At 24.3% G+C, this 23,783-nt stretch carries 26 protein-coding genes and 2 tRNA genes; 5 read left to right on the top strand and 23 right to left on the bottom strand.

The features are described 5' to 3' along the window. Window positions 1-8: 8 nt before the first annotated feature. The 5 genes from lepA to fabZ all read right to left on the bottom strand — a co-directional run bounded on the left by lepA (window position 9) and on the right by fabZ (window position 5,327). Window positions 9-1,802, bottom strand: coding sequence for a translation elongation factor 4 (lepA, locus tag DM815_RS00210; RefSeq protein ID WP_110508433.1), 1,794 nt, complete (start codon window positions 1,800-1,802; stop codon window positions 9-11). 106 nt (window positions 1,803-1,908) lie between these two features. Next, a complete protein-coding gene (gene pth, locus DM815_RS00205; RefSeq protein ID WP_110508431.1) occupies window positions 1,909-2,478 on the bottom strand; it encodes an aminoacyl-tRNA hydrolase in 570 nt (189 codons plus the stop codon). Then, complete coding sequence (sucD, locus tag DM815_RS00200; RefSeq protein ID WP_110508430.1) at window positions 2,478-3,365, bottom strand: succinate--CoA ligase subunit alpha; 888 nt, start codon at window positions 3,363-3,365, stop codon at window positions 2,478-2,480. Before sucD ends, pth begins: the two co-directional genes overlap by 1 nt. 64 nt (window positions 3,366-3,429) lie before the next feature. Next, window positions 3,430-3,999: an elongation factor P gene (locus DM815_RS00195; RefSeq protein WP_110508428.1), complete on the bottom strand. Its 570-nt coding sequence runs from the start codon at window positions 3,997-3,999 to the stop codon at window positions 3,430-3,432. A gap of 56 nt (window positions 4,000-4,055) precedes the next feature. Beyond that, window positions 4,056-5,327, bottom strand: a complete 1,272-nt coding sequence (gene fabZ, locus DM815_RS00190; protein ID WP_110508426.1) for a 3-hydroxyacyl-ACP dehydratase FabZ — start codon at window positions 5,325-5,327, stop codon at window positions 4,056-4,058. 270 nt (window positions 5,328-5,597) lie between these two features. On the opposite strand from fabZ, the gene DM815_RS00185 reads away from it, so the two are divergent. Next, window positions 5,598-5,963, top strand: a complete 366-nt coding sequence (locus DM815_RS00185) for a hypothetical protein (protein ID WP_235610010.1) — start codon at window positions 5,598-5,600, stop codon at window positions 5,961-5,963. Between the two features lie 25 nt (window positions 5,964-5,988). Then, on the top strand, window positions 5,989-6,138 hold the full coding sequence (rpmH, locus tag DM815_RS00180; RefSeq protein WP_110508422.1) for a 50S ribosomal protein L34: 150 nt from the start codon (window positions 5,989-5,991) through the stop codon (window positions 6,136-6,138). Between the two features lie 2 nt (window positions 6,139-6,140). Here the strand turns inward: rpmH and DM815_RS00175 are convergent, their stop codons facing one another. After that, complete coding sequence (locus DM815_RS00175) at window positions 6,141-7,319, bottom strand: M14 family zinc carboxypeptidase (RefSeq protein ID WP_110508420.1); 1,179 nt, start codon at window positions 7,317-7,319, stop codon at window positions 6,141-6,143. Between the two features lie 271 nt (window positions 7,320-7,590). Here DM815_RS00175 and DM815_RS00170 point away from each other — a divergent pair, with 271 nt between their 5' ends. Together DM815_RS00170 and DM815_RS00165 are read left to right on the top strand one after the other, a co-directional pair. Next, window positions 7,591-8,382 (top strand): type II CAAX prenyl endopeptidase Rce1 family protein, encoded by a 792-nt coding sequence (locus DM815_RS00170; RefSeq protein WP_110508418.1) that lies wholly within the window; start codon window positions 7,591-7,593, stop codon window positions 8,380-8,382. 147 nt (window positions 8,383-8,529) lie between these two features. After that, the gene (locus tag DM815_RS00165; RefSeq protein ID WP_110508416.1) at window positions 8,530-9,453 is read left to right on the top strand and encodes a ribonuclease Z; all 924 of its coding nucleotides are present in this window, start codon (window positions 8,530-8,532) and stop codon (window positions 9,451-9,453) included. On the opposite strand, the gene DM815_RS00160 is transcribed toward DM815_RS00165, so the two are convergent. Next, on the bottom strand, window positions 9,442-10,569 hold the full coding sequence (locus DM815_RS00160) for an ABC transporter permease (protein ID WP_235610009.1): 1,128 nt from the start codon (window positions 10,567-10,569) through the stop codon (window positions 9,442-9,444). The genes DM815_RS00165 and DM815_RS00160 overlap by 12 nt on opposite strands. Before the next feature lie 84 nt (window positions 10,570-10,653). Next, on the bottom strand, window positions 10,654-10,977 hold the full coding sequence (locus tag DM815_RS00155) for a ribosome-binding factor A (protein ID WP_110508413.1): 324 nt from the start codon (window positions 10,975-10,977) through the stop codon (window positions 10,654-10,656). An 89-nt stretch (window positions 10,978-11,066) separates the two neighbouring features. On the opposite strand from DM815_RS00155, the gene DM815_RS00150 reads away from it, so the two are divergent. Further along, window positions 11,067-11,140 (top strand) — tRNA-Ile (locus DM815_RS00150). A gap of 18 nt (window positions 11,141-11,158) precedes the next feature. On the opposite strand, the gene DM815_RS00145 is transcribed toward DM815_RS00150, so the two are convergent. From DM815_RS00145 to DM815_RS00075, 15 genes are all read right to left on the bottom strand, one after another. Continuing rightward, a tRNA-Arg gene (locus tag DM815_RS00145) sits at window positions 11,159-11,232 on the bottom strand. A gap of 8 nt (window positions 11,233-11,240) precedes the next feature. After that, window positions 11,241-11,495, bottom strand: coding sequence for a 50S ribosomal protein L27 (rpmA, locus tag DM815_RS00140; protein WP_110508411.1), 255 nt, complete (start codon window positions 11,493-11,495; stop codon window positions 11,241-11,243). Between the two features lie 6 nt (window positions 11,496-11,501). Continuing rightward, window positions 11,502-11,846, bottom strand: coding sequence for a 50S ribosomal protein L21 (gene rplU / locus DM815_RS00135; protein WP_110508409.1), 345 nt, complete (start codon window positions 11,844-11,846; stop codon window positions 11,502-11,504). A gap of 7 nt (window positions 11,847-11,853) precedes the next feature. Beyond that, a complete protein-coding gene (locus tag DM815_RS00130) occupies window positions 11,854-13,089 on the bottom strand; it encodes an aminotransferase class V-fold PLP-dependent enzyme (protein WP_110508407.1) in 1,236 nt (411 codons plus the stop codon). Between the two features lie 3 nt (window positions 13,090-13,092). Beyond that, window positions 13,093-14,400, bottom strand: a complete 1,308-nt coding sequence (sufD, locus tag DM815_RS00125) for a Fe-S cluster assembly protein SufD (protein WP_110508405.1) — start codon at window positions 14,398-14,400, stop codon at window positions 13,093-13,095. 9 nt (window positions 14,401-14,409) lie between these two features. Further along, entirely contained in the window at window positions 14,410-15,180 is a 771-nt protein-coding gene (gene sufC, locus DM815_RS00120) for a Fe-S cluster assembly ATPase SufC (protein WP_110508403.1), read from the bottom strand. A gap of 25 nt (window positions 15,181-15,205) precedes the next feature. Further along, window positions 15,206-16,642, bottom strand: coding sequence for a Fe-S cluster assembly protein SufB (gene sufB, locus DM815_RS00115; protein ID WP_110508401.1), 1,437 nt, complete (start codon window positions 16,640-16,642; stop codon window positions 15,206-15,208). A 15-nt stretch (window positions 16,643-16,657) separates the two neighbouring features. Beyond that, complete coding sequence (locus tag DM815_RS00110; protein ID WP_110508400.1) at window positions 16,658-16,987, bottom strand: HesB/IscA family protein; 330 nt, start codon at window positions 16,985-16,987, stop codon at window positions 16,658-16,660. 47 nt (window positions 16,988-17,034) lie between these two features. After that, window positions 17,035-17,544, bottom strand: a complete 510-nt coding sequence (locus DM815_RS00105; RefSeq protein ID WP_110508398.1) for a DUF192 domain-containing protein — start codon at window positions 17,542-17,544, stop codon at window positions 17,035-17,037. Beyond that, window positions 17,541-18,410: a prolipoprotein diacylglyceryl transferase gene (lgt, locus tag DM815_RS00100; protein ID WP_110508396.1), complete on the bottom strand. Its 870-nt coding sequence runs from the start codon at window positions 18,408-18,410 to the stop codon at window positions 17,541-17,543. The genes DM815_RS00105 and lgt overlap by 4 nt, the downstream gene beginning before the upstream one ends. Before the next feature lie 5 nt (window positions 18,411-18,415). Continuing rightward, window positions 18,416-18,634 carry a membrane protein insertion efficiency factor YidD gene (yidD, locus tag DM815_RS00095; RefSeq protein ID WP_110508394.1) on the bottom strand — a complete coding sequence of 73 codons (219 nt, stop codon included), beginning with the start codon at window positions 18,632-18,634 and terminating at the stop codon, window positions 18,416-18,418. Continuing rightward, window positions 18,631-20,907 carry an aconitate hydratase gene (locus DM815_RS00090; protein ID WP_110508392.1) on the bottom strand — a complete coding sequence of 759 codons (2,277 nt, stop codon included), beginning with the start codon at window positions 20,905-20,907 and terminating at the stop codon, window positions 18,631-18,633. Before DM815_RS00090 ends, yidD begins: the two co-directional genes overlap by 4 nt. Window positions 20,908-21,095: 188 nt before the next feature. After that, window positions 21,096-21,749, bottom strand: coding sequence for an alpha/beta fold hydrolase (locus DM815_RS00085; RefSeq protein ID WP_235610008.1), 654 nt, complete (start codon window positions 21,747-21,749; stop codon window positions 21,096-21,098). Window positions 21,750-21,763: 14 nt separating this feature from the next. Continuing rightward, window positions 21,764-22,498 carry a pyridoxine 5'-phosphate synthase gene (locus tag DM815_RS00080; protein WP_110508390.1) on the bottom strand — a complete coding sequence of 245 codons (735 nt, stop codon included), beginning with the start codon at window positions 22,496-22,498 and terminating at the stop codon, window positions 21,764-21,766. Between the two features lie 11 nt (window positions 22,499-22,509). After that, window positions 22,510-23,769 carry a mechanosensitive ion channel family protein gene (locus tag DM815_RS00075; RefSeq protein ID WP_110508388.1) on the bottom strand — a complete coding sequence of 420 codons (1,260 nt, stop codon included), beginning with the start codon at window positions 23,767-23,769 and terminating at the stop codon, window positions 22,510-22,512. Window positions 23,770-23,783: the final 14 nt, after the last annotated feature.

The raw sequence follows: 23,783 nt of genomic DNA, 5'->3' as shown, positions 1-23,783 counted from the left end.
AAAAATTTTTAATTAATTTTTAAAAAATTTACAAAAGTAGATGAAGGAATCTCAACTTTTCCTATCTGACGCATTTTTTTCTTTCCTTTTTTCTGTTTTTCCAAAAGTTTTCGTTTTCTAGAAACATCCCCTCCATAACATTTAGCAGTTACATTTTTTCTTAGGGATTTAATAGTTTCTCTAGCAATAATCTTTCCAGAAACAGAAACTTGAATAGGTATACTAAATTGATGTTTTGGAATCAGAATTGATAACTCTTTACATATTTTTCTTGCTATAAAAAAAACTTTGTCTTTATGGACTAAAAGAGATAAAGGATCTACCTTTTGATGATTAATTAATACAGTAATTTTTTTTAAATCAGAATTTTTATAACCTAAAAAATGGTAATCAAAAGAGGCATATCCTTTAGATATTGTTTTTAATTTATCATAAAAATCAAATATTATTTCAGATAAAGGAATTTCAAATGTAACTTTAATTCTACAAGAGGTTAAATAATGTTGATCTCCAATCATATTTCCTCTTTTTCCTATACATAAAGATATCACATTCCCTATAAAATTTTCTTTGGTAATAACAGAAACTAAAACATAAGGTTCCTCTATTCTTTGTATTTTTTCCATTTCTGGAAAATCTGAAGGGTTATTCACAATAATAACCTTATTTAATTTTTTTTTCATAAAAACTCTATAAGAAACATTAGGAATGGTAATAATGACAGTAATTCCATATTCACGTTCAAGACGTTCTTTCACAACTTCCATATGAAGGACACCTAAAAAACCACAATGAAATCCAAATCCTAAAGCAGGTGAAGATTCAGAACTAAAAGTAAGAGAGGCATCATTCAATTGCAATCTTTCTATAGAAGATCGTAATTCCTCATACTTATCAGAATTTATAGGATAAATACTAGCAAAAACCATAGGTTTTACTTCTTCAAATCCACTTATAGCTTTTAAAGATGGATTTTTAGCATCAGTAATCGTATCTCCTACTTTTACTTCATAAGTATTCTTAATTCCAGAAACTACATAGCCTACATCTCCTGCTTCAATCTTATTTTTAGAAATACGTTTTAATTTAAGAATACCTATTTCATAAGCACAATAAATTTTTTCTGTAGACATAAAACGCAATTTTTGCCCCTTTTGTATGATTCCATTTTTTACTCTGAAATAAGCAACTACTCCAGTAAATGAATTATAAAAAGAATCAAAAATCATTGCTTGTAGGGGGGCCTTATTATCTCCATTTGGAGGAGGAATATGTGTGACAATTTTATCTAAAACATCCTTAATTCCCAATCCATTTTTAGCACTAACAGAAATAATATCTTCCGATTTACATTTTACTAGTTCTATAATTTCTTCTATAACATCTTCAGATCTTGAATTAGATAAATCAATTTTATTTAAAATTGGAATAATTACAAGATTTTTTTTTAATGCTAAATAAAGATTAGATATAGTTTGTGCTTGTACACTTTTAGTACAATCTACAACTAATAGAGCCCCTTCACAAGCAGAAATTGAACGTGATACTTCATAGGAAAAATCCACATGCCCTGGAGTATCTATTAAATTCAATTTGTACTCCTGATTTTTATATTTGTATTCCATTTGAATAGCATGACTTTTAATAGTAATCCCTCGTTCTCGTTCTAAATCCATATCATCAAGCAATTGATGTCTATATCCTTCTGGAACTGTTTTTGTAAATTCTAATAAACGATCAGCTAAAGTACTTTTTCCATGATCTATATGTGCAATGATACAAAAGTTACGAATGTAATGCATACATAATTTATTATTTTTACTCTATTAATGATAACCTTGAATAAATTCGAACTAATTTAATAGAAATCATAATACTCATATCTTCTATAAAATTTATACTTATATACTATTCTAAATTTTTTTTATTGAATAAATTCATTGTTTTTTGTAATCCATTTAAAGTAAATGAAAATATTACATTAATACTTATTTCTAATCTATTAAGTATATTTTTCAATTCATTTTTATTCCAAATTCCTAATACATAATTTATTTTTTTAGAAAAATCATTTTTAATCCCAAAACGAAGACGTGCATAATGAGAACTTTTTAATTCTTTTTCAATACTTTTCAATCCATTATGTCCACCATCACCTCCTTTTCCTCTTAAACGAATATTTCCAAAATTAAGATAAATATCGTCAGATATTATAAGAATATTTTTTAATAGTATTTTTTTTTTGTTCATCCAATATTTAACAGATAAACCACTTTCATTAACATAAGTAGAAGGTTTTAGAAAAAAAATTTGTTTTTCTTGAAAAATGAATTCTGAAAGAGACCCTAATTTTTTTTGAGAAAAAGAAAAAAAATATTTTTCTGATATTTGATCTAAAATAAAAAAACCTAAATTATGTCTTGTTTTTTGATATAATTTACCTGGATTACCTAATCCAGTTATTAAAAATCTATCCATTATTTTTCTTTTTCATGAAGAATTTCATTTACCTTCATTCCTATATATGCAAGAGAGGAAACAATATGTATTCCGCATTTTTTCATAATATCCATTTTTACTTTTGCAGTTTCTGATGTTTTTCCTATAATAGCTCCAGCATGACCCATTGTACGTCCTTTAGGAGCTGTTTGACCTGCTATAAATCCTATTATTGGTTTTTTATTTTTTGATTTCTTTATCCATTCTGCAGCATCAATTTCTAATTTTCCACCTATTTCTCCAATCATAACAATACATTTTGTTTCCTCATCTTTCAAAAATAACTCTAAAATTTCTTGTATATTAATTCCAATAATAGAATCTCCTCCTATACCAATAGCCGTAGAAATTCCATATCCATATTTTACTATTTGATCTGCGGCTTCATAAGTAAGTGTTCCAGATCTGGATACAATACCTACTCCTCCTTTTTTATTAAAAACTAGATTAGGCATAATTCCAACTTTTGATTTTTCCGAGGAAATAATTCCAGGACAATTTGGACCAATTAATCGTGATTTTTTTCCTTTTAAAAAATATTTTACTCGAATCATATCTGAAACTGGAATTCCTTCAGTTATGCATACAATTACTCTAATATTCATACTGATTGCTTCCATAATAGCATCTGATGCGAATAAAGAAGGAACAAAAATAACACTTACATCACCTCCAGTATTATTAACAGCATCATACATAGTATTAAAAATAGGAATTCCTAAATAAATCTTACCTCCTTTACCAGGAGTTACCCCTCCAACTATATTAGTCCCATAATTTATCATCCTTTCAGTATGAAACAAGCCTTCTTTTCCAGTTAACCCTTGTACAATAACTCGAATGTTCTTATCTATCAAGATACTCATAATTCTTTATCTGATATTCTGATATAATTTTATATCTATTAAAATAAAATACATATTTTATTTATTATTTTCTAACTCTTTCTATATAGGATTTACTATCCGTATTAATTTTAATGTATTCTCCAGAGTCTATAAATAAAGGAACTAATAATTTATTTTCTGTTTCTAAAACAGCAATTTTACTAGCATTATTAATAGTATCTCCTTTTTTTACAGATTCTGTATATTTAACTTTTAAAATAACTGTAGGGGGGATTTTTATAAATAAAAAAATTTTATTATTTTTATTTTTAACATGAAAAAAAATAGTGAATTTCATTCCTTCTTTTAAGAATTCTATATTTTTCATTAACTTTTTTTCAATTTGTATCTGATCATAACTTTTGGTATTCATAAAATGAAATAAGTTACCATATCTATATAAATAACAATACGAATCGGATTCGATTTTTTCTTTTTTTATTTTATGTTTAGCTGAAAAATTATTTTCTAAAATATGACCTGTAATAATATTTTTTAATTTAGTTCTTACAAAAGCATATCCCCTACCTGGTTTGACATGAAGAAAATCAATTATTTTGTATATTTCATTATTGTGTAATATATACAATCCTTTTTTGATATTTGTATACATTTTATTAAAATTTAATGTTCCAAATTTTTTCTTTATCTAATAGGAATTTAAAAAAATCAATCAATTTTCATTATTTTTGCCAATACTTCTGCTTCAACTACCAGTTTTTTATTTACATAACCTTTTCCTTGCATATGAACAATTCCTCTCCTTATAGGTTCTAACAAATCTACTTGAAAAACTAGTAAATCTCCAGGAACTACTTTTTGTTTAAATTTTACTTTGTCTATTTTTAAAAAATATGTAGAATAAGATTCTGGATTTTTTAGTTTGTTTAAAACTAGAATCCCTCCTACTTGTGCTATAGCTTCTATCTGTAAAACTCCAGGCATTATTGGTTCTTTAGGAAAATGTCCCATAAAAAAAGGTTCATTCATAGTGACATTTTTTACTCCTATTACATAATTTTCTTTTAATTCTATAATTTTATCTACTAAAAGAAATGGAGGTTTATGAGGTAAAATTTTCATAATACTTTTTATATCAAATAGAGGATTTTTTGTTAAATCAAATTTAGGAATATCTTTTTTTTTGAATATTTTAATTTTTTTTATCAATCTTTTTGCAAATTGAGTATTTATATGATGACATGGTTTATAAGCTATTATTTTACCTTTTAATTTTACTCCTATTAAAGTTAAATCACCAATAATATCTAAAAGATAATGTTTAGCTATTTCGTTAGAAGTGTAATGTAAAGAAAATAAATCTTTTTGATTCAAAATTTTTCCTTCTTTTTCATAAAGGAAACAAAAAGTTTTTGAACTTGCTATTTTTTTCTGGAATTGATTTAAATGTTTTAATACAGCATTTTGTGTATCAATAAATTCTGAATCAAAATCCATTAGGATTACTATTTCAAACTTTCTAGAAGGTAAAGCAATAATTTCTCCTCCTGTTTTTGAATCTTCATAAGATATAATTTCTTTTATTGAAAAATATTTTCTTTCTGCATTTTGTTCTATAATTCCAGCTTTTTCAATGGCTTCTACGAAATATTTGGAAGATCCATCCATTATAGGAGATTCAATACTATCTAATTCTATAATAACATTGTCTAAATCCATACCTGTCAAAGCGGCAAGTACATGCTCACTAGTTCGAATTTTCAATCCATTATTTTCTAGAATAATTCCTTTTTCTGTTTCATTTAATAAAAAGGAAAGATTGGCTTTCATACAAGGATTACCTTTTATATCCGTTCTAACAAAAATAAACCCTGTATGTTCTGGAGCTGGTTTAAAAGTAATAGTAACTTTTTTTTCAGTGTATAACCCTATTCCTTTCAAAGAAATTTTTTTTGCAATGGTTTTTTGCTTATCCAACATAAATTAATTAATATTAAAAATTAGGGGGAGGAGTTGACTCCCTATACTTTTAGTTTTTTATAACTAACTTTTATCACATTTATTAAAATAATTTTAGTAAATTATTTATGAATTTGATTCTAATATAATTTTTCAAATTATTATATATCAATAATATATATATTATACTCGATATCAAAAATCAATTTTATAATCAATGAATTTGATATTCAAAAACTTTATGTAATTTAGGAATTGCCAAATATATTTTTGTAATAGATCATGAATCTTATGAGGCGTTTTTCTTTTTTTTTAACAGGTTTTATTATTGGTATTTTAATTTTATACTATTCTTATCGTAATACTTCGACCTCTTATCATCAAAAAATATTGAATAATAATATAAAAAATAAAAAAATAATAATTGAAATAAACAAAAATAATATACAAAAATGTAAAAAAAACACTATATTTTGCAATCCTATTTTTATAAAATCAAATATTTTTAAAAAAGGAAATATCTTTTTTCAAAAAAAACTTTTTAAAGAAAAACCTTTTCCCATGATTTATTATATTGAAATTATAGAAAAAAATAATAAAAAAATCTTTATAATAGAAGAACAATTAGAAACCATTATTATAAAAAAAATAATATAAAATATTTTAATTTTTAAAATTTTTTATGAAAAGAACTTATCAACCTTCTAATAGAAAAAAAGTTAATATTCATGGGTTTCTAAAACGTATGAATACAAAAAATGGTAGAAATCTTCTATCTAGAAGAAGAAAAAAAAATAGAAAAAAATTAACAGTTTCTAATTTTAGAAAATAAAGTTAAAAAATATTAAATAAGTCTTGATCTCCAATTTCTGGAAAATTTTCACCTTCTTTTTTTCTTTTTCTATAAAACTTTTTTCCATTAAAAATAGTATCTTCATATGCAAAAAAATGAGATAAATCTCCTATATCAACAATCTTGGAAACCAAATTAATATTTTTTTGTATAGGATCAAATTTCTCTATAATCCTAATTCCTATATCAACCAAAAATTGGTATTTACCCTTTTCTATTTGAACTTTTCTATAAATTTTATCAAATAAATTATTTTTATTTTCAGGAATAGAAAAATAAGATTTGTATTCTTTTTCAAGATTACTTTCCTTAGTAGAAAGAAAATAAAAACCTAAAAGAATAGAAAAAGTATTATATTTTCTAACTATCTCTTTTTGAGTATCTTTAGGCAAACATCCTGCTTCAAAAAGAATAGTAGGATAACCTAATTTTTGAAAATTATCCCCAGTAGCTGTAGGATATAATTTATCGGAAAATCTTCCTATAGAACCTATATTTGGTAATATACCTCTCATTTTTTTTTCAATAGAATATATTAAACCCATCGATTTTTTTCTTTTATCAGTTATTTTTTTATCTCCTTCCACTGAAGGAGATAAAAATGATAAAATAGCTGGATTGAAATATTTATTTCCAATATTATAAATACTTTTTTGATCATGCAAATTAAATAAAATATGGGGGTTACTCTTCTTTATTTCATGAAATAATATCTTAATTTCTGGAGATTGTAAACGAATAGCATCTCTATTTAAATCTATATTTACAGCATTTCTCCTTTGAAATTTTTCAGAACCATCAGGATTTAACATTGGAATAAATAAAATAGTTAATTTTTTCCTTAAAAATCTAACTAAATCGTGATTTTTTTCTTTTGAAAAGAAATGAAAAATATCAAACATCGATTTTGTACCTGTAGTTTCGTTCCCATGCATTTGGGACCAAATAAAAATTTTAAAATCCCCCTTACCCCATTGAAATTTGAAAATTATTCTTTCTTCTATGGAAAATCCTACGGGTATAATAGAACATATATTCTCGTATTTCTTGACCATTTTCAATAATTTAGAATATTTAAAAATTCTAGAAGAGGTTATAGTATCATCCTTAATAAGAGAATTATAAGATCTAAACAAAGTATCTAGATCAAAATAGAACATAATAGATTTTATTATTTTTTATCTTGAATGAATTATCCGATTTTTTAAAAAAAATTGTTTTACCTTTCATTTTTTTGTTTATCACAAAAATACAATTGAAAAATGATTGAATTCAAAAAATATTAAATTAATTAAACATATGATTTGTAAAATTCTATAAAGTAAAAATACTAGACTTTCGTAAAAATATGTGTATAATACTACATAATACTAAATATTATACTAACTCTAGTAAAAGTAATTTTAGGAATTGAATGAAATTTTATTTCTTATGAAGAATTATTTTAAAATAAGTTATACTGAAGCTTTTCTTTTAATTTTAGCATTTACTGTTTTAAATTTTTTCAATATAATTTTTAGAAAATTATTGATTGCTATAAATTTACCTGAAAGTATGATATTTTCTATATCGTATACAATTCCATTTATTTTTTTGTTTATTTTCGTTTCTTATCAAGCACAAAAGAAAAATCTCATTATAGAATTATCATTTAAAATATCTCCATGGTATATTTATTTAGTTCTTTTTTGTGTAATGTTTTGTATAATTATATTGAATGACTATATTTCTTCATTTGTTCCAAAAGATGGAGAATTATTAGGAAATATGTATAAAGAAATTGAAGATTTCTTTAAAGAAGAAGTAAAAAATCCAATTCCATTTTTCTCTACAACCGTATTACTAGCTCCTATATGTGAAGAAGTTCTTTTTAGAGGAATTATTTTAAATGGAATGTTAAAAAATAAAATACATCCAATTAAAGCTATTTTATTTTCTTCTTTTTTATTTGGATTAACTCACATGAATCCATGGCAATTTGTAGGTGGACTTTTTATTGGAAGTTTTATAGGATTCATTTATTTTACAACAACTTCCATAATAGACTGTATTTTATTACATATATTTAACAATGCTTTCGCCTTATTTACCATGTTTTTTTTCATTAAAAATGAAGAACTTTTTTCAAAACAGAAAAATTTTAATTTTTGGTTCATTTCCATTATTAGTTTAATCACAACTATTGGCTGTGTTTTTCTTTTTAAAAAAAAGAAAAAATTATGAGAAATAATGGATTTGGATCTGATTTTATATAGATAAAAATCTATTTTTTCTAAAATATAAATATTTATAAAAAAATAAAATAAGTCATAGAATCATAGCTTTTAAAAAGATGATAAAATTCATGAATTATCACCAATATTATTTTTAATGAAAAAACCTTCATTAACCATTTTAGGGTGTCACTCTTCAATTCCAACTAAAAAATTTTATCCAACAGCTCAAATATTAGAAATGAAAGGATATGTTTTTCTTATTGATTGTGGAGAAGGAACACAAGTTCAATTAAGAAAAGCAAAAATAAAATTTAATAAAATAATACATATATTCATCTCTCATTTACATGGAGATCATTTTTTCGGACTAATTGGATTACTTTCTACTTTTCATTTATTAGGAAGAGAAAAATCAGTAAATATTTACGCTCCAAAAGGATTAAAAGAAATTATTGAGACTCACTTTAAATGGTCTTATACACGAATAAAATACTTTATAGATTACATAGAATTATCTTCTAATAAAGAAGAAAAAATTATGGAAAACGATAAAATAGAAGTTTATACTATTCCATTAAAACACAGAATTTACGCTAATGGATTTCTTTTTAAAGAAAAACTTAGTAATAGAAAATTAAATATGGAAGAAATAAAAAAAATTCCTGATATTAATATCGTAAATTATAAGGACTTAAAACTTGGAAAAAATTTTAAAACTAACGAAGGAAGAATAATACCAAATTATCAACTAACATTTGATCCTCCTAAAATATTATCTTATGCTTTTTGTTCAGATACTTCCTACTATTCTCCTATTATTGATCATATAAAGTATATAGATTTATTATATCATGAATCAACTTTTCTAAAAACAGAAGAAATAAGAGCTATCAATACAGGGCATTCCACAGCTAACCAAGCTGCTTATATAGCGAAAAAAGCTAAAGTAAAAAAATTACTACTAGGGCACTATTCTAATAGGTTTCCAAATATTAAAGATTTTGAAAAAGAAGCAAAAGAAATTTTTTATAATGTGGTAGCATCAGAACCTTTAAAAAAATACTATTTAGATAAATAAATAACTCATTCTTTTAGATGAAAAAAAAGATATGATTACACCTATTGTTAAAATTATACATGTCGTCATACAAAAATCTCCTATTGTAAATTTTACTGGAAAAGGAAATTTTCCTCCAATTTTAAAAATATGATATCTATCTTGCAACATAGATATAACATATGATATACATATTCCCAAAAACCATCCAGAAAAAGTAATAATAATTCCTATATGAAAAAAAATTTTTTTGATTCTATATAAAGAATAACCAAAACTCCATAAAATAAAAATATTTTCTCTCTTATCTAATTGTAATATGAAAATAGCACTAATTAAATTAAAACCAGCAATTAAAGTTATTAAAAATAATAAAAAATAGATAAACATTTTTTCCGTATTAATAACTTTGGAAAAAGATTTTTCTTTTTCCATACGTGTTTTTATCATAAATTTAGATCCGAATTTTTTTTTCAAAAGATTTTTTATATTATTTATATTTTTACCTTTATGAATTTTTATTTCTAGGGATTGAAAAGTTTTTTTTTGAATTAATTTTTGAATTTCAGAAATATCGCAAAATAAATATTTTTTATCTACTTCTTGACTAAAATGAAATAGTCCTTTTATTCTTACTCTTCTTTGTATAATAAATGGGGTATAAGTTTTTTTTTTCTTATCAAAAAAAAAACAAATAATTTTTATAGGATTTTTTTCTATTTTATCAATAAACAATAATGGAAAAAAAGGGAAAAAAGAAGATAATCCTATATATATATTCAATTGGTTATAAGATAATTTATCATCTTTTATAAAGATAATTTTTTTAAAATTTTTCATAACTTTTCCATATTCGGAATCCACTCCTTTTAAATGAAAAAAATATTTATTATTTTTATAATATAAATACACTATTTTTTCCATAGTTTTAGAAAAAGAAAATATCCCTTTTATAGATTTCATTTTTTCTTTCAATATTCTATCATTTATGAAAATATTTTCTTCTTTGAAAGAAGTAAGGACTATATCAGGATAATTAATTTGATAAAATTTAATATTTAAATTTTCTAATCCTGAAAAAACAGATAAAATAGAAGATAGAGAAAATGTAGATATACTAAGAGATAGAGTAGACAAAAAAATAATAATATTAACAATATTAGTTATTTTTTTAGAAAAGAAATAGCGTATAGCTATGTAAAAAGAAGGGCTCAAGAAAAATTATTCAATCAAGTTTTTTATTGAAAAAGAATTTTCAAAACGAAAATCCAATTTTGGTATTTTTTTTACACGATATCTAAGTTTTTTAGATAATAATTTTCTGTAAAATCCAGATTTTAATCGAATTCTTTTCAAAAAATTTTTATTTAAAAAAGGGTATATAGCTATATATCCTTTTATTAAACTCATATCGGTATTAATACAAATTTTAGTCAAGGTAATTAAAAATCCTTCTCTATTTTCATTATTAAATTCTTGATGAAGTATTTCTGCTATTTCCGTATAAAATATTGAAGATATTTTTTTATTTTTAATGGAATCCATGATTCTAAAAGTTTTCTAACTTAAATTTACTAAAAAAAGTATAGTTTTTTTTTGAATCAATAAAATTTTTTTGTAAAATTGTATTTTTAGGTCCCATAGCTCAGTCGGTTAGAGCATCTGACTCATAATCAGGAGGTCGCTGGTTCAAATCCAGCTGGGACCATTTTTTTCATGTTTTATGTGACCGGGGAGGGATTCGAACCCACAACTTACAGTTTAGGAAACTGTTGCTCTATCCTATTGAACTACCCAGCCTCATTCCATTATTTTGATATAACAGATACAATGGACTTGTTTTTTTTTATTCTTTTAAAAATTACAAATCCTGTTTTTATAGCATATAAAGTATGATCTTTTCCAATTCCTACATTTGTTCCAGGATGATGTTTTGTCCCACGTTGACGAACAATAATGTTTCCTGATTTAACAAATTGATTTCCATATATCTTTATTCCTAATCTTCGACCTTCTGAATCACGACCATTTCTAGAACTTCCTGAACCTTTTTTATGAGCCATTATAAATTATAATTTTTTTATATTTTTATTTTCTAATTCTGAAAAAGAAATTACTTTAATTTTTGTAAATAACGGTCTAAATCCATTTTTTACTTTATATCCTTTTCTCCTTTTTTTTTTGAATACAATTATCTTATCTCCTTTTAAATGTTGCAAAATTTCTACTTGAATATTTATATTTTCTAAAAAAGGAGTACCTATCTTTGTTAATCCATTTTTATAAAAGAGAAAAACCTGATTTAACCATATTTTTTCTCCTAACTTCATAGAAGTAAGACGAAGAACATAAATATATTTATTTTCAATCAATTTAAATTGATTCCCAAAAATATTCACAATTGCGTATATCATATAATTTTTAATGCTTTAATAAGAATTTTTTTGCTTTTAAAATACTATCAAATAAATAATCTATTTCTTCAAAAGTATTATATATAGAAAAACTAGCACGAATCATTCCTGTTACATTAAAAAAATTCATCAAAGGCTGAGCACAAAGATGACCAGTCCGTACAGCAATTCCAAAACGATCTAAAATACTTCCAACATCAAAACAATGTAATTTACTTAAATTAAAGGATATAATACTAGATTTTTTGTTTAAATCACTTACTCCATATAATTGGATCCCATCTATTCTACTTAAAAGTTTTATAGCATAGCTTAAAAGCTTCCCTTTATAATCTTGTATATTTTTTACTCCTATTTTTTCTACAAAGTCTATAGCCTCTCCCCATACAATAATTCCTTCTATATTTGGAGTTCCAGCTTCAAACTTAAATGGCAAATTAGAATAAGTGGTTGTTTCAAAGCTTACTTTATTAATCATTTCACCTCCAGTTTGATAAGGATCAATAGCCTCTAATACCTTTTTCTTTCCATATAAAATTCCCACCCCAGTAGGTCCATACATTTTATGAGCGGAAAATGCATAAAAATCAGCATTTAAATCTTGTACATCTAAATCTAAATTAGATGGGACTTGAGCCCCATCAATTAAAACTAATGCTCCATATTCATGAGATTTATCAATAATATTTTTTACAGGGTTTATTATTCCTAAAACATTGGATATATGATTAATTGCTACAATTTTTGTCTTTTCTGAAATTAAAAAATTAAAATCTTCTAATTGTAAAAAACCATCTTGATTAATTGGTATTATTTTTAATAAAGCTTCTTTTTTTGAACAAAGAATTTGCCATGGAACAATATTAGAATGATGTTCAAGATAGGAAATAATTATTTCATCTCCTTTTTTTATCAAAAAACTAATACTATAAGCTACTAAATTAATAGACTCTGTAGTTCCTTTTGTAAAAATTATTTCTGAAGAATGTTTCGCATGAATAAATTTTTGAATTTTTTTTCTTACATTTTCTACATAAAAAGTAGATTCTTGACTTAAAAAATGTAATCCTCGATGAATATTAGAATTCATGGTGGAATAATAAGCTTCTGAAGCTTTAATTACTTGAAAAGGTTTTTGAGTAGTAGCTGCATTATCTATATATACTAAGGAATTTGAATAAATTTTTTTTTTTAAAATTGGAAATTGATCTCGAATTTCTTTAATTTTTTCTTTTGAAAACATATACTATAAATATATGCCTAATTTTTTTTTTATTTTATTAGAAATCATATTTTTCAATTTTAAAATATTAATAGGTTTTAATACTTCCTCTAAAATAGAAAGTAATAATAAAATTTTACCATCTTTTTCTGGAATTCCTCTTGATTGAAAATAAAATAAATCAGATTCATGAAAACTTCCAATAGTGCAACCATGTGAACATTTCACCTCATCAGAAAATATTTCTAATTGAGGTTTTGCATATATACAAGCTTCATCAGAAAGAAGAATATTATTGCTTTTCTGAAAAGCATTAATTCCTTTTATTCCTTTTTCAACAAGTATTTTTCCATTAAAAATGCTTTTAGATTTTTCTAATAAAATACTTTTGTATAATTGAAAACTATAAGAATTTGAATATAAATGATCTATTAATGTATGATGATCTATTAATTGTTTTCCTGATAAAAGAGAAATTCCATATAAAGAAGAAGAAGTATTTTCTCCGATAGAATAAAAATTCAGGTTGTTTCTGATAAAGGTCCCTTGAAAAGAAAAAGTATGAACTGAACATTTACTATGTACGTTTTGTTGAAAAAAAGTATTATCTATCAAATTATCTCCTTTTATATCATCTTGAATTTTATAATATTCTATTTGACTATTATTAAACGCATAAATTTCACTAACAGAATTGCTAAATAATAAATGTCTTTTTAAAGATTTATGATGTTCAATAATTTTAACCTTAGATGATTCCCCTACTATAATTAAATTTCTTGGATTTAATAGAATTTTTGATTCTACTCCTGTATAAATATGTAATATTTCTATAGGAGTTTTTAAAGAAATATTATTAGGAATATAAATATATCCTCCGTCATTTGAAAAAATGGTATTTAAAGTATTAAAAGCATCATATTTACGTGATAATTTACCATAAAAATTCTTAATTTTTTCTTCTTTTTGTGAAGATATATTGGATAAAATAATATCTTTTCTTCTATTCTCATTATTATTATATCTATGAGATAGGAAAGAATTATATTCTCCATCAATAAAAATAAGAAGAAAAGATTTTTTTTCTTTTAGAAAAACCATTTCTTCGATTTTATGATATTCTAGAATTTTTTTTTCTTTCGAAAAAATCTTATAATCCTGATTAATAATTGAATTTATATTCGTCTTTCTCCATTCTTCATTTTCAGTAGAGGGAAACCCATTTTCCCTAAAAATATTGATCGATTGATCTCGTAATCTGGATAAGTAGGAAGATTTTAGATCAGAATTTATTTCTGAAAATGATGAGATAATTCTATCTTTTAATAACATTGAATCTAATTAATTAGACAAATAATTTTTTTTTTTTTCATTTTTAACCCAATTATATCCTTCTTTTTCTAATTTATCAGCTAATTGTTTATTTCCGGATTTAACTATTTTTCCATCATATAAAACATGCATAATATAATCTGAAAATAAATAATCTAATAATCTCTTGTAATGAGTAATAATTAAAATAGAATTTTTATTATTTTTTAACTTATTAATTCCTTTTGAAACAATACGTAATGAATCTATATCTAATCCTGAATCTACTTCATCTAAAATAGACAATAAGGGATTTAACATAGACATTTGAAATATTTCATTTCTTTTTTTTTCTCCTCCTGAAAATCCTTCATTTAAAGATCGATAAAAAAAATCTTTTTCAATATTTAAAAGAACAGATTTTTTTTTCATTTTAAAAAGTATCTCTTTAGCGGGCATTTTATCTAATCCTCTTGCTTTACGAGATGCATTAATAGCCGTTTTAATAAAATTAATTACAGAAATTCCTGGTATTTCCACTGGATGTTGAAAAGATAAAAAAATTCCCAAATGGGCACGTTCTTCTGGAGAAAAATTCATTAAATTTTTATTCTGAAAAAAAATATTTCCTTCAATTATATTATATTCTTTTTTTCCTGCAATAACGGAAGCTAATGTACTTTTTCCAGAACCATTAGGTCCCATAATTACATGAATTTCTCCTGAATTAATTTTCAAATTAATTCCATTAAGAATTTTTTTTTCTTCTATAGAAACATGTAAATTATTTATAATCAACATATAAGTTGTTTAAAATATTTTTTCATTACCCAACAGATCCTTCTAAAGAAATTTCCAAAAGATTTTGAGCTTCCACTGCAAATTCCATTGGTAATTTTTTCAAAACTTCATTACTAAAACCATTTATAATAAGAAAAATTGCTTTTTCTGTATCAATTCCTCGTTGATTACAATAAAAAATTTGGTCTTCTCCAATTTTTGAAGTAGTAGCTTCGTGTTCTACTTGAGAATTAGAATTATATACATTTATATATGGAAAAGTATGTGCCTGACATTTATTCCCTATTAATAAGGAATCACATTGAGAATAATTACGTGATTTTATAGCTTTAGAAGAAATTTTAACTAATCCTCTATAATTATTTTTAGACTTTCCAGAAGAAATCCCCTTTGATATAATTACACTTTTCGTTTCTTTTCCAATATGAATCATCTTAGTCCCTGTATCTGCTTGTTGAAAATCTTTGGTTAAGGCTAAAGAATAAAATTCACCAATAGAAAAATCTCCTTTTAGAATACAAGATGGATATTTCCAAGTAATAGAAGACCCCATTTCTACTTGTATCCAAGATATTTTAGCTTTTTTTTCACATAATCCACGTTTTGTAACAAAATTGAAAATACCTCCTATACCTTCTTTATTTCCAGGGAACCAATTTTGAACAGTAGAATATTTAATCTCAGAATTTTCCAAAGCAATAATTTCTACTACAGCAGCGTGTAATTGATTTTCTTTTCTTTGTGGAGCTGTGCAACCTTCTAAATAACTAACATAAGAGTCTTTATCTGCAATAATTAAAGTTCTTTCAAATTGACCAGTTCCATTTTCATTAATACGAAAGTATGTAGACAATTCCATAGGACATCGAATTCCCTTTGGGACGTAACAAAAAGATCCATCTGAAAATACAGCTGAATTAAGAGCGGCATAAAAATTATCTTTTTTTGAAACTACAGTACCTAAATATTTCTTCACAAGATCTGGAAACTTTTTCAAAGCATCATTGATAGAACAAAATATAATTCCATAATCCTCCAATTTTTTTTGAAATGTAGTAACCAAAGAAACGGAATCTAATACTATATCTGTAGCAATACTAGAAATATTTTTTTTTATAGGAACTCCCAATTTATTAAATGTATCTAATAATTCTGGATCCATTTTATTTAAATTATCTAGATCTATTTTTTCTTTTGGAGAAGAATAATAACTTATTTCTTGAAAATTGGGTTTTTCATATTTTATATTTGCCCAATTTGGTTCTTTCATCTTTTTCCATATAGAATAGGATTCTAACCTCCAATTTAACATCCATATTGGTTCTTCTTTTTTTTCTGATATTTTTCGAATAACATTTTCATCTAATCCTGCTGGAATTTTATCCGATTCTATTGGAGTATAAAATCCATATTTATATTCAGAACTAGTAAAATTATCCAATATTTTATTCCTTTTTTTCATAAAATAGAAATATAATTAGGATGAAAAACTTTTCCCACATACACAAGTATGTTTAGCATTAGGATTTTTAAAGTAAAATCCTTTTCCATTCAATCCTCCTGAGTATTCTAATGTTATTCCAACTAAATAAGGAAAACTATTTTCATCTACTAATATTTTTATTCCTTCATACTGAAAAAGTTTATCTTCTTTTTTCTTTTTTTCATCAAAAGTAAGTTCATAGGATAATCCAGAACATCCCCCACTTTTAACACCAAATCTTACGAAAGAAAAATCATTAGAAAGACCTTCTTCTTTCATAATGGAAATCAATTTATTTTTAGCTTGATCAGATATACAAACCATAATGATTATAATTTTTTAAATTTTTGAAATTTAAAGTTAAATAATATTCAATATTTTTTATCTGTATTTGTTAATAAAATTTTTGTTGTTCCTTGTTTTATTCCCCACTTATCTGCCATTCCAGCATTGATTTCCAAAATATATTTTATTCTAGGAATATTAAGTTCTTCTATTCTATTCATAGGATAAACAAATTTATTTATAAAAACGACGGTATTAAAATAATCAATATAAACAATATCTAATGGAATTCGCATATTTTTCATATTTATTTTATGAATCTCTTCTTTATTGGTTAAAAAAAATAACATTCCTCTATTTTCTTTTAGAAAAGATCTATACATTAATCCATTTTTTATTTCTATATCTTTATTAGCTAATTCTACATCAATTTTCTTTATAAAAAAGTTTTCATTTTTCATATACAATTCTCCATGTTTTAAAAATTCAATCTCTAATTGATCTCCTACATCAAAAAATAAGGAATCTTCATTTTCACTTCTTTCAGAAGAAAAGAAAAATAAAATAAATAAAAATAAAATTTTTGTTTTTTTCATGAAAGAAAACGTTTCTTTTTCCTAGAAAAATAAAGAATAAATATTCCAAAAATAATGCATGGTAGACTAAGCCATTGTCCAGTATTTAGAGAGTACATATTTATAATTTCATCTCCTTGTGGTTCTTTCATAAATTCTAATAAAAACCGAGAAGACCAAAGTAAAATAAAAAAAATTCCAGATATATATCCAGTAATATTCCTAATATTTTTTTTTCTATATAAAAAACATAAAAATAAAAAAATGAAAAAATAAACAATAGATTCATATATCTGAGTTGGATGCCTAGGAACTATCTCTCCATATCCTGTATCCATTTGTAAAAATTTTACGGACCAAGGTAACGAGGAATTGCATGGTCTTCCTACAATTTCAGAATTGAAAAAATTTCCAATTCTTATAAAAACAGCAGATAATGTAGCTACAATACATAATCTATCACATATCCAAAAAAAGGATTTTTTAAGTTTTTTTTTATTATAAAAAAAAATAGATAAAATAATTCCTACAGTTGCTCCATGACTAGATAATCCTCTATATCCAATAAATTCATAACCTTTTATTATTCCTAATTTAGAAGAATTTTCTTTTACAGGAAAAAAAGCTTCTATCCAATGATCCGAAAAATATGAAATGTCATAAAAAAATATCTGTCCTAATCTTGCTCCTATAATAGTTCCTAAAACTGTATATACCAATAAAGAATCCAAATACTTTTGATGGATCTTTTCTATCCTATAAATATATTTCATAATATACCATCCTATTACGAAAGATAGGAAAAACATTAAACTATAAATATGGATAGAGAAATCTTTCCATAAAATAAATTTATGAATGGGATCCCAATTAATATATTTTAACATAATTTTTATTTTATAGGATCGTATCCTGAATTACCCCATGGGTTACATCTAAAAATTCTTTTCAAACTTATTAAAATAGCTTTAAAAAGACTATACTTTGTTAAAGATTGAATCATATAATTGGAACAAGTTGGTATATATCTGCAATTTTTACCTATCCATGGAGATATTCCTATTTGATAAATTCGAATGCTTTTTAATAAAAAAATATGGATAATATTCATATAAAATTATTTTTATTTTTTTCTCGAATAAAATTTAAAAAAGAACCAAATATAAACCATTGAATTTGTCTTTTATTATAAGAATGTTGTACTTTTATCATCTCTGTATTTCCATTATTATGAATCAATTCTACATCAATACTTTTTTTAGGACTAAAATCTTTTATATAGAAATGAAAAATATCCTCCTCTTGAATTTTATAATAATCGGAAGGATGAAAAAAAGTTAAAGCTAAAATTCCTTGTTTTTTTAAATTAGTTTCATGTATTCTGGAAAAAGATTTTACAAGAACTATACGAACTCCTAAAAAACGTGGTTCCATAGCAGCATGTTCTCTTGAAGATCCTTCTCCATAATTTTCATCTCCAACGATTAAAGTTGGAATATTTTTAAATTTATAAAATTTAGCAGTATCAGGAACTGTTCCATAATTTCCTGTAACAATATTTTTTATTTCATTAACTTTATTATTAAAAGCATTAACAGCTCCAATCAATAAATTTTCAGAAATCTTCTCAAGATGACCTCTATATTTAAGCCATGGACCAGCCATGGAAATATGGTCTGTAGTACATTTTCCTTTTACTTTTATTAAAAGTCTAATATTTAATAAATCTTCTCTATTCCAAGAAGAAAATTCAGATAAAGGCTGTATCCTTTTTGATTTTGGATTTATATTTACAGATATATTTTTTCCATTTTTTTCTGGATTTTCGTATCCTAATTCTTTTAAATTATAATTTTTAAAAATAGGCATATCTATAGATTTTGGTTCTTCAAATTTTATATATTCTCCTATTTCATTTTTTAATTTATCTGTTCTAGGATCAAAGGTTAAATATCCGGAAAAAATTAAGGCAGTAACAATTTCAGGAGATGCTATAAAAGCATGTGTTTTAGGATTTCCATCATTTCTGGATGAAAAATTTCTATTAAAAGAATGAATAATTGTATTTTCCCTTTTTTTATTATTTCCTTTTCTACTCCATTGTCCAATACAAGGACCACAAGAATTAGAAAATACTTTGGCTCCTATACTATGAAAAATAGAAATAAATCCTTGTTTTTTAATCAAACGATATACTTTTTCAGATCCTGGAGTTATTAAGAATTCAGAAGAAATCTTTAATCTTTTTTTTTTCGCTTGTTTAACAATAGAAATGGATTTGGATAGATCTTCATAAGAAGAATTTGTACAAGAGCCTATTAATCCTACTTCTATTTTGATAGGCCAATTATTTTTGACCACTTCTTCTTTCATTTTAGAAATTGGAATAGAACGATCAGGAGTAAATGGTCCATTAATATGTGGTTCTAATACATTTAGATCAATTTCTATTATTTTATCATAATATTTATATGGATTTTTATATACTTCTCTATCTGCTTTTAAAAATTGGCTAAATTTGTCCGCCATTTCAGATATTTCTTTTCTTCCGCTTTTATCCAAAAAATTTCTCATTTTTGAATCATATGGGAATAAAGAAGAAGTAGCTCCAACTTCAGCTCCCATGTTACATATAGTAGCCTTACCTGTACATGAAATGTTTTTTATTCCATCTCCAAAATATTCAATAATAAAACCTTTAGCTCCTGAAACACCTAAAATTCCAGATAATTTTAATATTACATCTTTAGGAGAAGACCACCCATTTAGATTCCCTTTTAAATAAACTCCAATAATTTTAGGAATTTTTAATTCTAAAAAGGATCCAGACATAACCTCTACGGCATCTGCTCCTCCTATCCCTATAGCTAACATACCTAATCCTCCAGCATTAGGAGTATGAGAATCTGTTCCAATCATCATTCCTCCAGGAAAAGCATAATTTTCTAAAACAATTTGATGAATAATTCCTGATCCAGGGTTCCAAAACCCTATTCCATATTTATAGGATGCTGATTTCAAAAAGTCATAAATTTCTTGGTTTTCTCTTATAGATTCCTTCAAATCTTCTTCTTCTCCATTTATAGATTTTATAAGATGATCGCAATGTACCGTTGTAGGTATTTTCGTTTTATTTTCTCCAGTTTTCATAAACTGAAGAATGGTCATTTGTGCTGTAGCATCTTGCATAGCTAGACGATCCGGAAAAAAATTTAAATAAGATTCCTTAGAATATTGGTTATCTAAATCTATTTCATTTGAAACATGAGAATATAGAATCTTTTCAGAATAGTTCATAGGACGACCTATTTTATTTCTAATTTTACTAATTCTAAATTTTAAATTTGAATAAAAACTTCGAATCATATTAATATCCAAGATCATAATATGGGATTTTTTTTTGCAAATTTAGAAATTATGCAGTATTTATTTGAAATAAATCCTAATTAGGATTTATTTTTTTTCGTTTAAGAAATCAGATACTTTTTTGTAAAAATCTATAGAATTATCTACATGAACCCAATGTTTGGATTTTTTCACTGTAACAATTTTTGCTTTTGGAAATAATTTTTTTATAAAAAAAAATCCTTAGGAAGAATGTAATCAGAATATTCCCCCCGTAAAAATAGTACAGGACGTTTATAACAACCATCTTTAATTTCTTTATGAATTAAGGAATGATAATTTTTTTCAATTCCAAATAAGAAAAAACAAAAAGATAATTTACCGTTTTTTTTTCTGTAAGTACATTTGGAAAAAAATGATCGAATTTCTACATTTTGAATCAATGGTTTTAAAAAAAGATCAAGATCTTTTCTAGTTTTAATAACATTAAAATTTACACTTTTTAATATTTGAATAATATTTTTATAATATTTAGAAGAATAAGCCTTAGGGCTAATATCCACAATTATAATTTTTTTAGGAATTAATGGATAATTCATGGAAAATTTCATAACGGCTCTTCCTCCCATAGAATGACCTATAAATACCGTTTTAAATAAATTATAATGACGAATATATTCTAATATATCTTTTGATATAAGATCATAATCCATTTTTTTTGAAAAAAAACTTTTTCCATGATTTCTAATATCCAGTAAATGAACTTGATATTTTTGAGAAAATTTTTTTGCAAAAGATATCCAATTTTTTCCATTACCAAATAATCCATGAAAAACTAATATTGGAAATCCATTTCCAAAAATTTTAGAATGTAAAATCATAATTTTTTAATCTGTTATTTACTTTTTTTACAAGCTTTATAAATTCTTTTTAAATAAGTTTGAATTGTATTTTCTAATCCCATGTAAAGAGAATCGCTAATCAAGGAATGACCTATAGATACTTCTTCTATATTTGGAATTTTTTCAATTAGAAAAGAAATATTTTCTAAATTCAAATCATGTCCAGCGTTAACTAATAAATGATGATTCATGGCTTCTTTCGCTGTAATAATATAAGGATTAATACAATTCCATTTTTTATTGGCGTATCCTATCGCAAAATTTTCAGTATATAACTCTATTCTATCGGCACCTGTATTAGCTGCAGATGAAACTAATTTTGGATTTGGATCCAAAAATATAGAAGTACGAATTCCATGATCTTTCAACTTATTAATTTTTTCAGTTAATAAATCCTGATAAAGAATTGTATTCCATCCGGAATTTGATGTTATCACATTTTCTGAATCAGGAACTAATGTTACTTGATTTGGCAAAATATCCAATACTAATTTCATGAATTTATTGATAGGATTCCCTTCAATGTTTAATTCAGTTGTAATAATAGATTTTATATCATAAACATCCTTATAGGATATATGTCTTTCATCAGGACGTGGATGAATAGTAATCCCTTTTGCTCCAAATTTCTGAATATCTATCGCTACTTGTAAAAGATTTGGAATATTTCCTCCTCTTGCATTTCTTAATGTTGCTATTTTATTTAAATTAACACTTAATTTTACCATATTTTATTTTTTTAAGGATAAAGGTTTGTAGTTACTTGTGTTACTTTTAAGTTAAATTCTTTAGCGGCTGTTAATAAATGATCAAAAACACTAGCTTGTATTTGTTCATATTTTATAGATTCAGAAGTATTGGTAAAACAATATAATTCGACAGGAAGACCATAAGGTGTAGGATTTAAGTGTCTAACCATCAAAGTCTCCGATTGAGATATTTTAGGATGTTGATGTAGATAAGATAATGCATATTGACGAAATATACCAATATTAGTTAATTTTCTTCCATTAATATCTATATTAAGATCAATATTTTTACCTTTATTGAAAATTTCTATTTCTTTTTTTTTTCTGTGAATATAATTTTTTATCAAATAAAAATGTTGGAATTTTTCTAAACTTTCTGAATTACAAAACTGAAATGATTGTATGCTAAATAAAATAGATCTTTTTATTCTACGTATATTTTTTTTACGCATCACCTCAAAATTAGTTACTGCTGTAGATATAAGATCATAAGTAGGGACACTTGTAATAGTTTTATCAAAATTTTCTATTTTAGCAGAAGTTAAATTGATTTCTATAACAGTCCCTTCTATACTGTATTTATGAATTCCTATCCAATCCCCTACTTTGATCATTTTAGTGGAAGCCATCTGTACTCCGGATACAAATCCTAAAATTGTATCCCTAAAAACTAGTATAACAATAGCTGTTATAGCCCCTAAACTAGTAAGAACCGTAATAAGATCATTTTTTGTTAAAATGGAAATAATAACCAAAACACAAAACATAACTGATATTATTTTTAATAATTGTGAAAAAGAACGTACTGCAATGGTTTGATGATTATTTTCACTAGTAGAAATTCTCATAATTGAATTAACTACTCTAATCAAAGATTGTAAAATTATCAATACAAATAAGATATCGAATATTTTTTCTAGATATAGAATAATTTTAGGATAGTTTTTAAAAAATGGTTTTATTAAAATAAATCCAATTGATAATGGAAAAAAATGAGCTAAACTATCAAAAACTTTATTTTCATATAATATATTATCCCAAACAAAATGAGTAGAACTTATAATTCTCCTTCCTATAAAACGAACTATCCTATTAAAAATAAATTCCAAAGTAATTAATAAACCAGTAAATAGAAATATTTTACCAATTATGATAACGGCTATACTACTCCATTTTTTTAAAAAAAAATTGTGAGTAAATTCATAAAAAATCCATTCATATTGAATATTAAATATTTCTAATATTTTCATAATAATTTTTCAAA

This window comes from Blattabacterium sp. (Cryptocercus kyebangensis) (assembly GCF_003226855.1).
GTDB lineage: Bacteria > Bacteroidota > Bacteroidia > Flavobacteriales > Blattabacteriaceae > Blattabacterium.
This window is presented reverse-complemented; position numbering and strand designations above follow the sequence as displayed.

Coding starts and splice junctions, on each gene's coding strand:
- DM815_RS00105 (WP_110508398.1), bottom strand. CDS start 17,544: ATGAAAAAAACAAAAATTTTATTTTTATTTATTTTATTTTTCTTTTCT.
- DM815_RS00155 (WP_110508413.1), bottom strand. CDS start 10,977: ATGGATTCCATTAAAAATAAAAAAATATCTTCAATATTTTATACGGAA.
- DM815_RS00130 (WP_110508407.1), bottom strand. CDS start 13,089: ATGTTTTCAAAAGAAAAAATTAAAGAAATTCGAGATCAATTTCCAATT.
- DM815_RS00185 (WP_235610010.1), top strand. CDS start 5,598: ATGAGGCGTTTTTCTTTTTTTTTAACAGGTTTTATTATTGGTATTTTA.
- lepA (WP_110508433.1), bottom strand. CDS start 1,802: ATGCATTACATTCGTAACTTTTGTATCATTGCACATATAGATCATGGA.
- DM815_RS00170 (WP_110508418.1), top strand. CDS start 7,591: ATGAAGAATTATTTTAAAATAAGTTATACTGAAGCTTTTCTTTTAATT.
- sufD (WP_110508405.1), bottom strand. CDS start 14,400: ATGTTATTAAAAGATAGAATTATCTCATCATTTTCAGAAATAAATTCT.
- sucD (WP_110508430.1), bottom strand. CDS start 3,365: ATGAGTATCTTGATAGATAAGAACATTCGAGTTATTGTACAAGGGTTA.
- sufC (WP_110508403.1), bottom strand. CDS start 15,180: ATGTTGATTATAAATAATTTACATGTTTCTATAGAAGAAAAAAAAATT.
- DM815_RS00165 (WP_110508416.1), top strand. CDS start 8,530: ATGAAAAAACCTTCATTAACCATTTTAGGGTGTCACTCTTCAATTCCA.
- rpmH (WP_110508422.1), top strand. CDS start 5,989: ATGAAAAGAACTTATCAACCTTCTAATAGAAAAAAAGTTAATATTCAT.
- yidD (WP_110508394.1), bottom strand. CDS start 18,634: ATGAATATTATCCATATTTTTTTATTAAAAAGCATTCGAATTTATCAA.
- rplU (WP_110508409.1), bottom strand. CDS start 11,846: ATGATATACGCAATTGTGAATATTTTTGGGAATCAATTTAAATTGATT.
- lgt (WP_110508396.1), bottom strand. CDS start 18,410: ATGTTAAAATATATTAATTGGGATCCCATTCATAAATTTATTTTATGG.
- rpmA (WP_110508411.1), bottom strand. CDS start 11,495: ATGGCTCATAAAAAAGGTTCAGGAAGTTCTAGAAATGGTCGTGATTCA.
- DM815_RS00175 (WP_110508420.1), bottom strand. CDS start 7,319: ATGTTCTATTTTGATCTAGATACTTTGTTTAGATCTTATAATTCTCTT.
- DM815_RS00075 (WP_110508388.1), bottom strand. CDS start 23,769: ATGAAAATATTAGAAATATTTAATATTCAATATGAATGGATTTTTTAT.
- sufB (WP_110508401.1), bottom strand. CDS start 16,642: ATGAAAAAAAGGAATAAAATATTGGATAATTTTACTAGTTCTGAATAT.
- DM815_RS00090 (WP_110508392.1), bottom strand. CDS start 20,907: ATGATCTTGGATATTAATATGATTCGAAGTTTTTATTCAAATTTAAAA.
- DM815_RS00110 (WP_110508400.1), bottom strand. CDS start 16,987: ATGGTTTGTATATCTGATCAAGCTAAAAATAAATTGATTTCCATTATG.
- DM815_RS00195 (WP_110508428.1), bottom strand. CDS start 3,999: ATGTATACAAATATCAAAAAAGGATTGTATATATTACACAATAATGAA.
- DM815_RS00080 (WP_110508390.1), bottom strand. CDS start 22,498: ATGGTAAAATTAAGTGTTAATTTAAATAAAATAGCAACATTAAGAAAT.
- pth (WP_110508431.1), bottom strand. CDS start 2,478: ATGGATAGATTTTTAATAACTGGATTAGGTAATCCAGGTAAATTATAT.
- fabZ (WP_110508426.1), bottom strand. CDS start 5,327: ATGTTGGATAAGCAAAAAACCATTGCAAAAAAAATTTCTTTGAAAGGA.
- DM815_RS00085 (WP_235610008.1), bottom strand. CDS start 21,749: ATGATTTTACATTCTAAAATTTTTGGAAATGGATTTCCAATATTAGTT.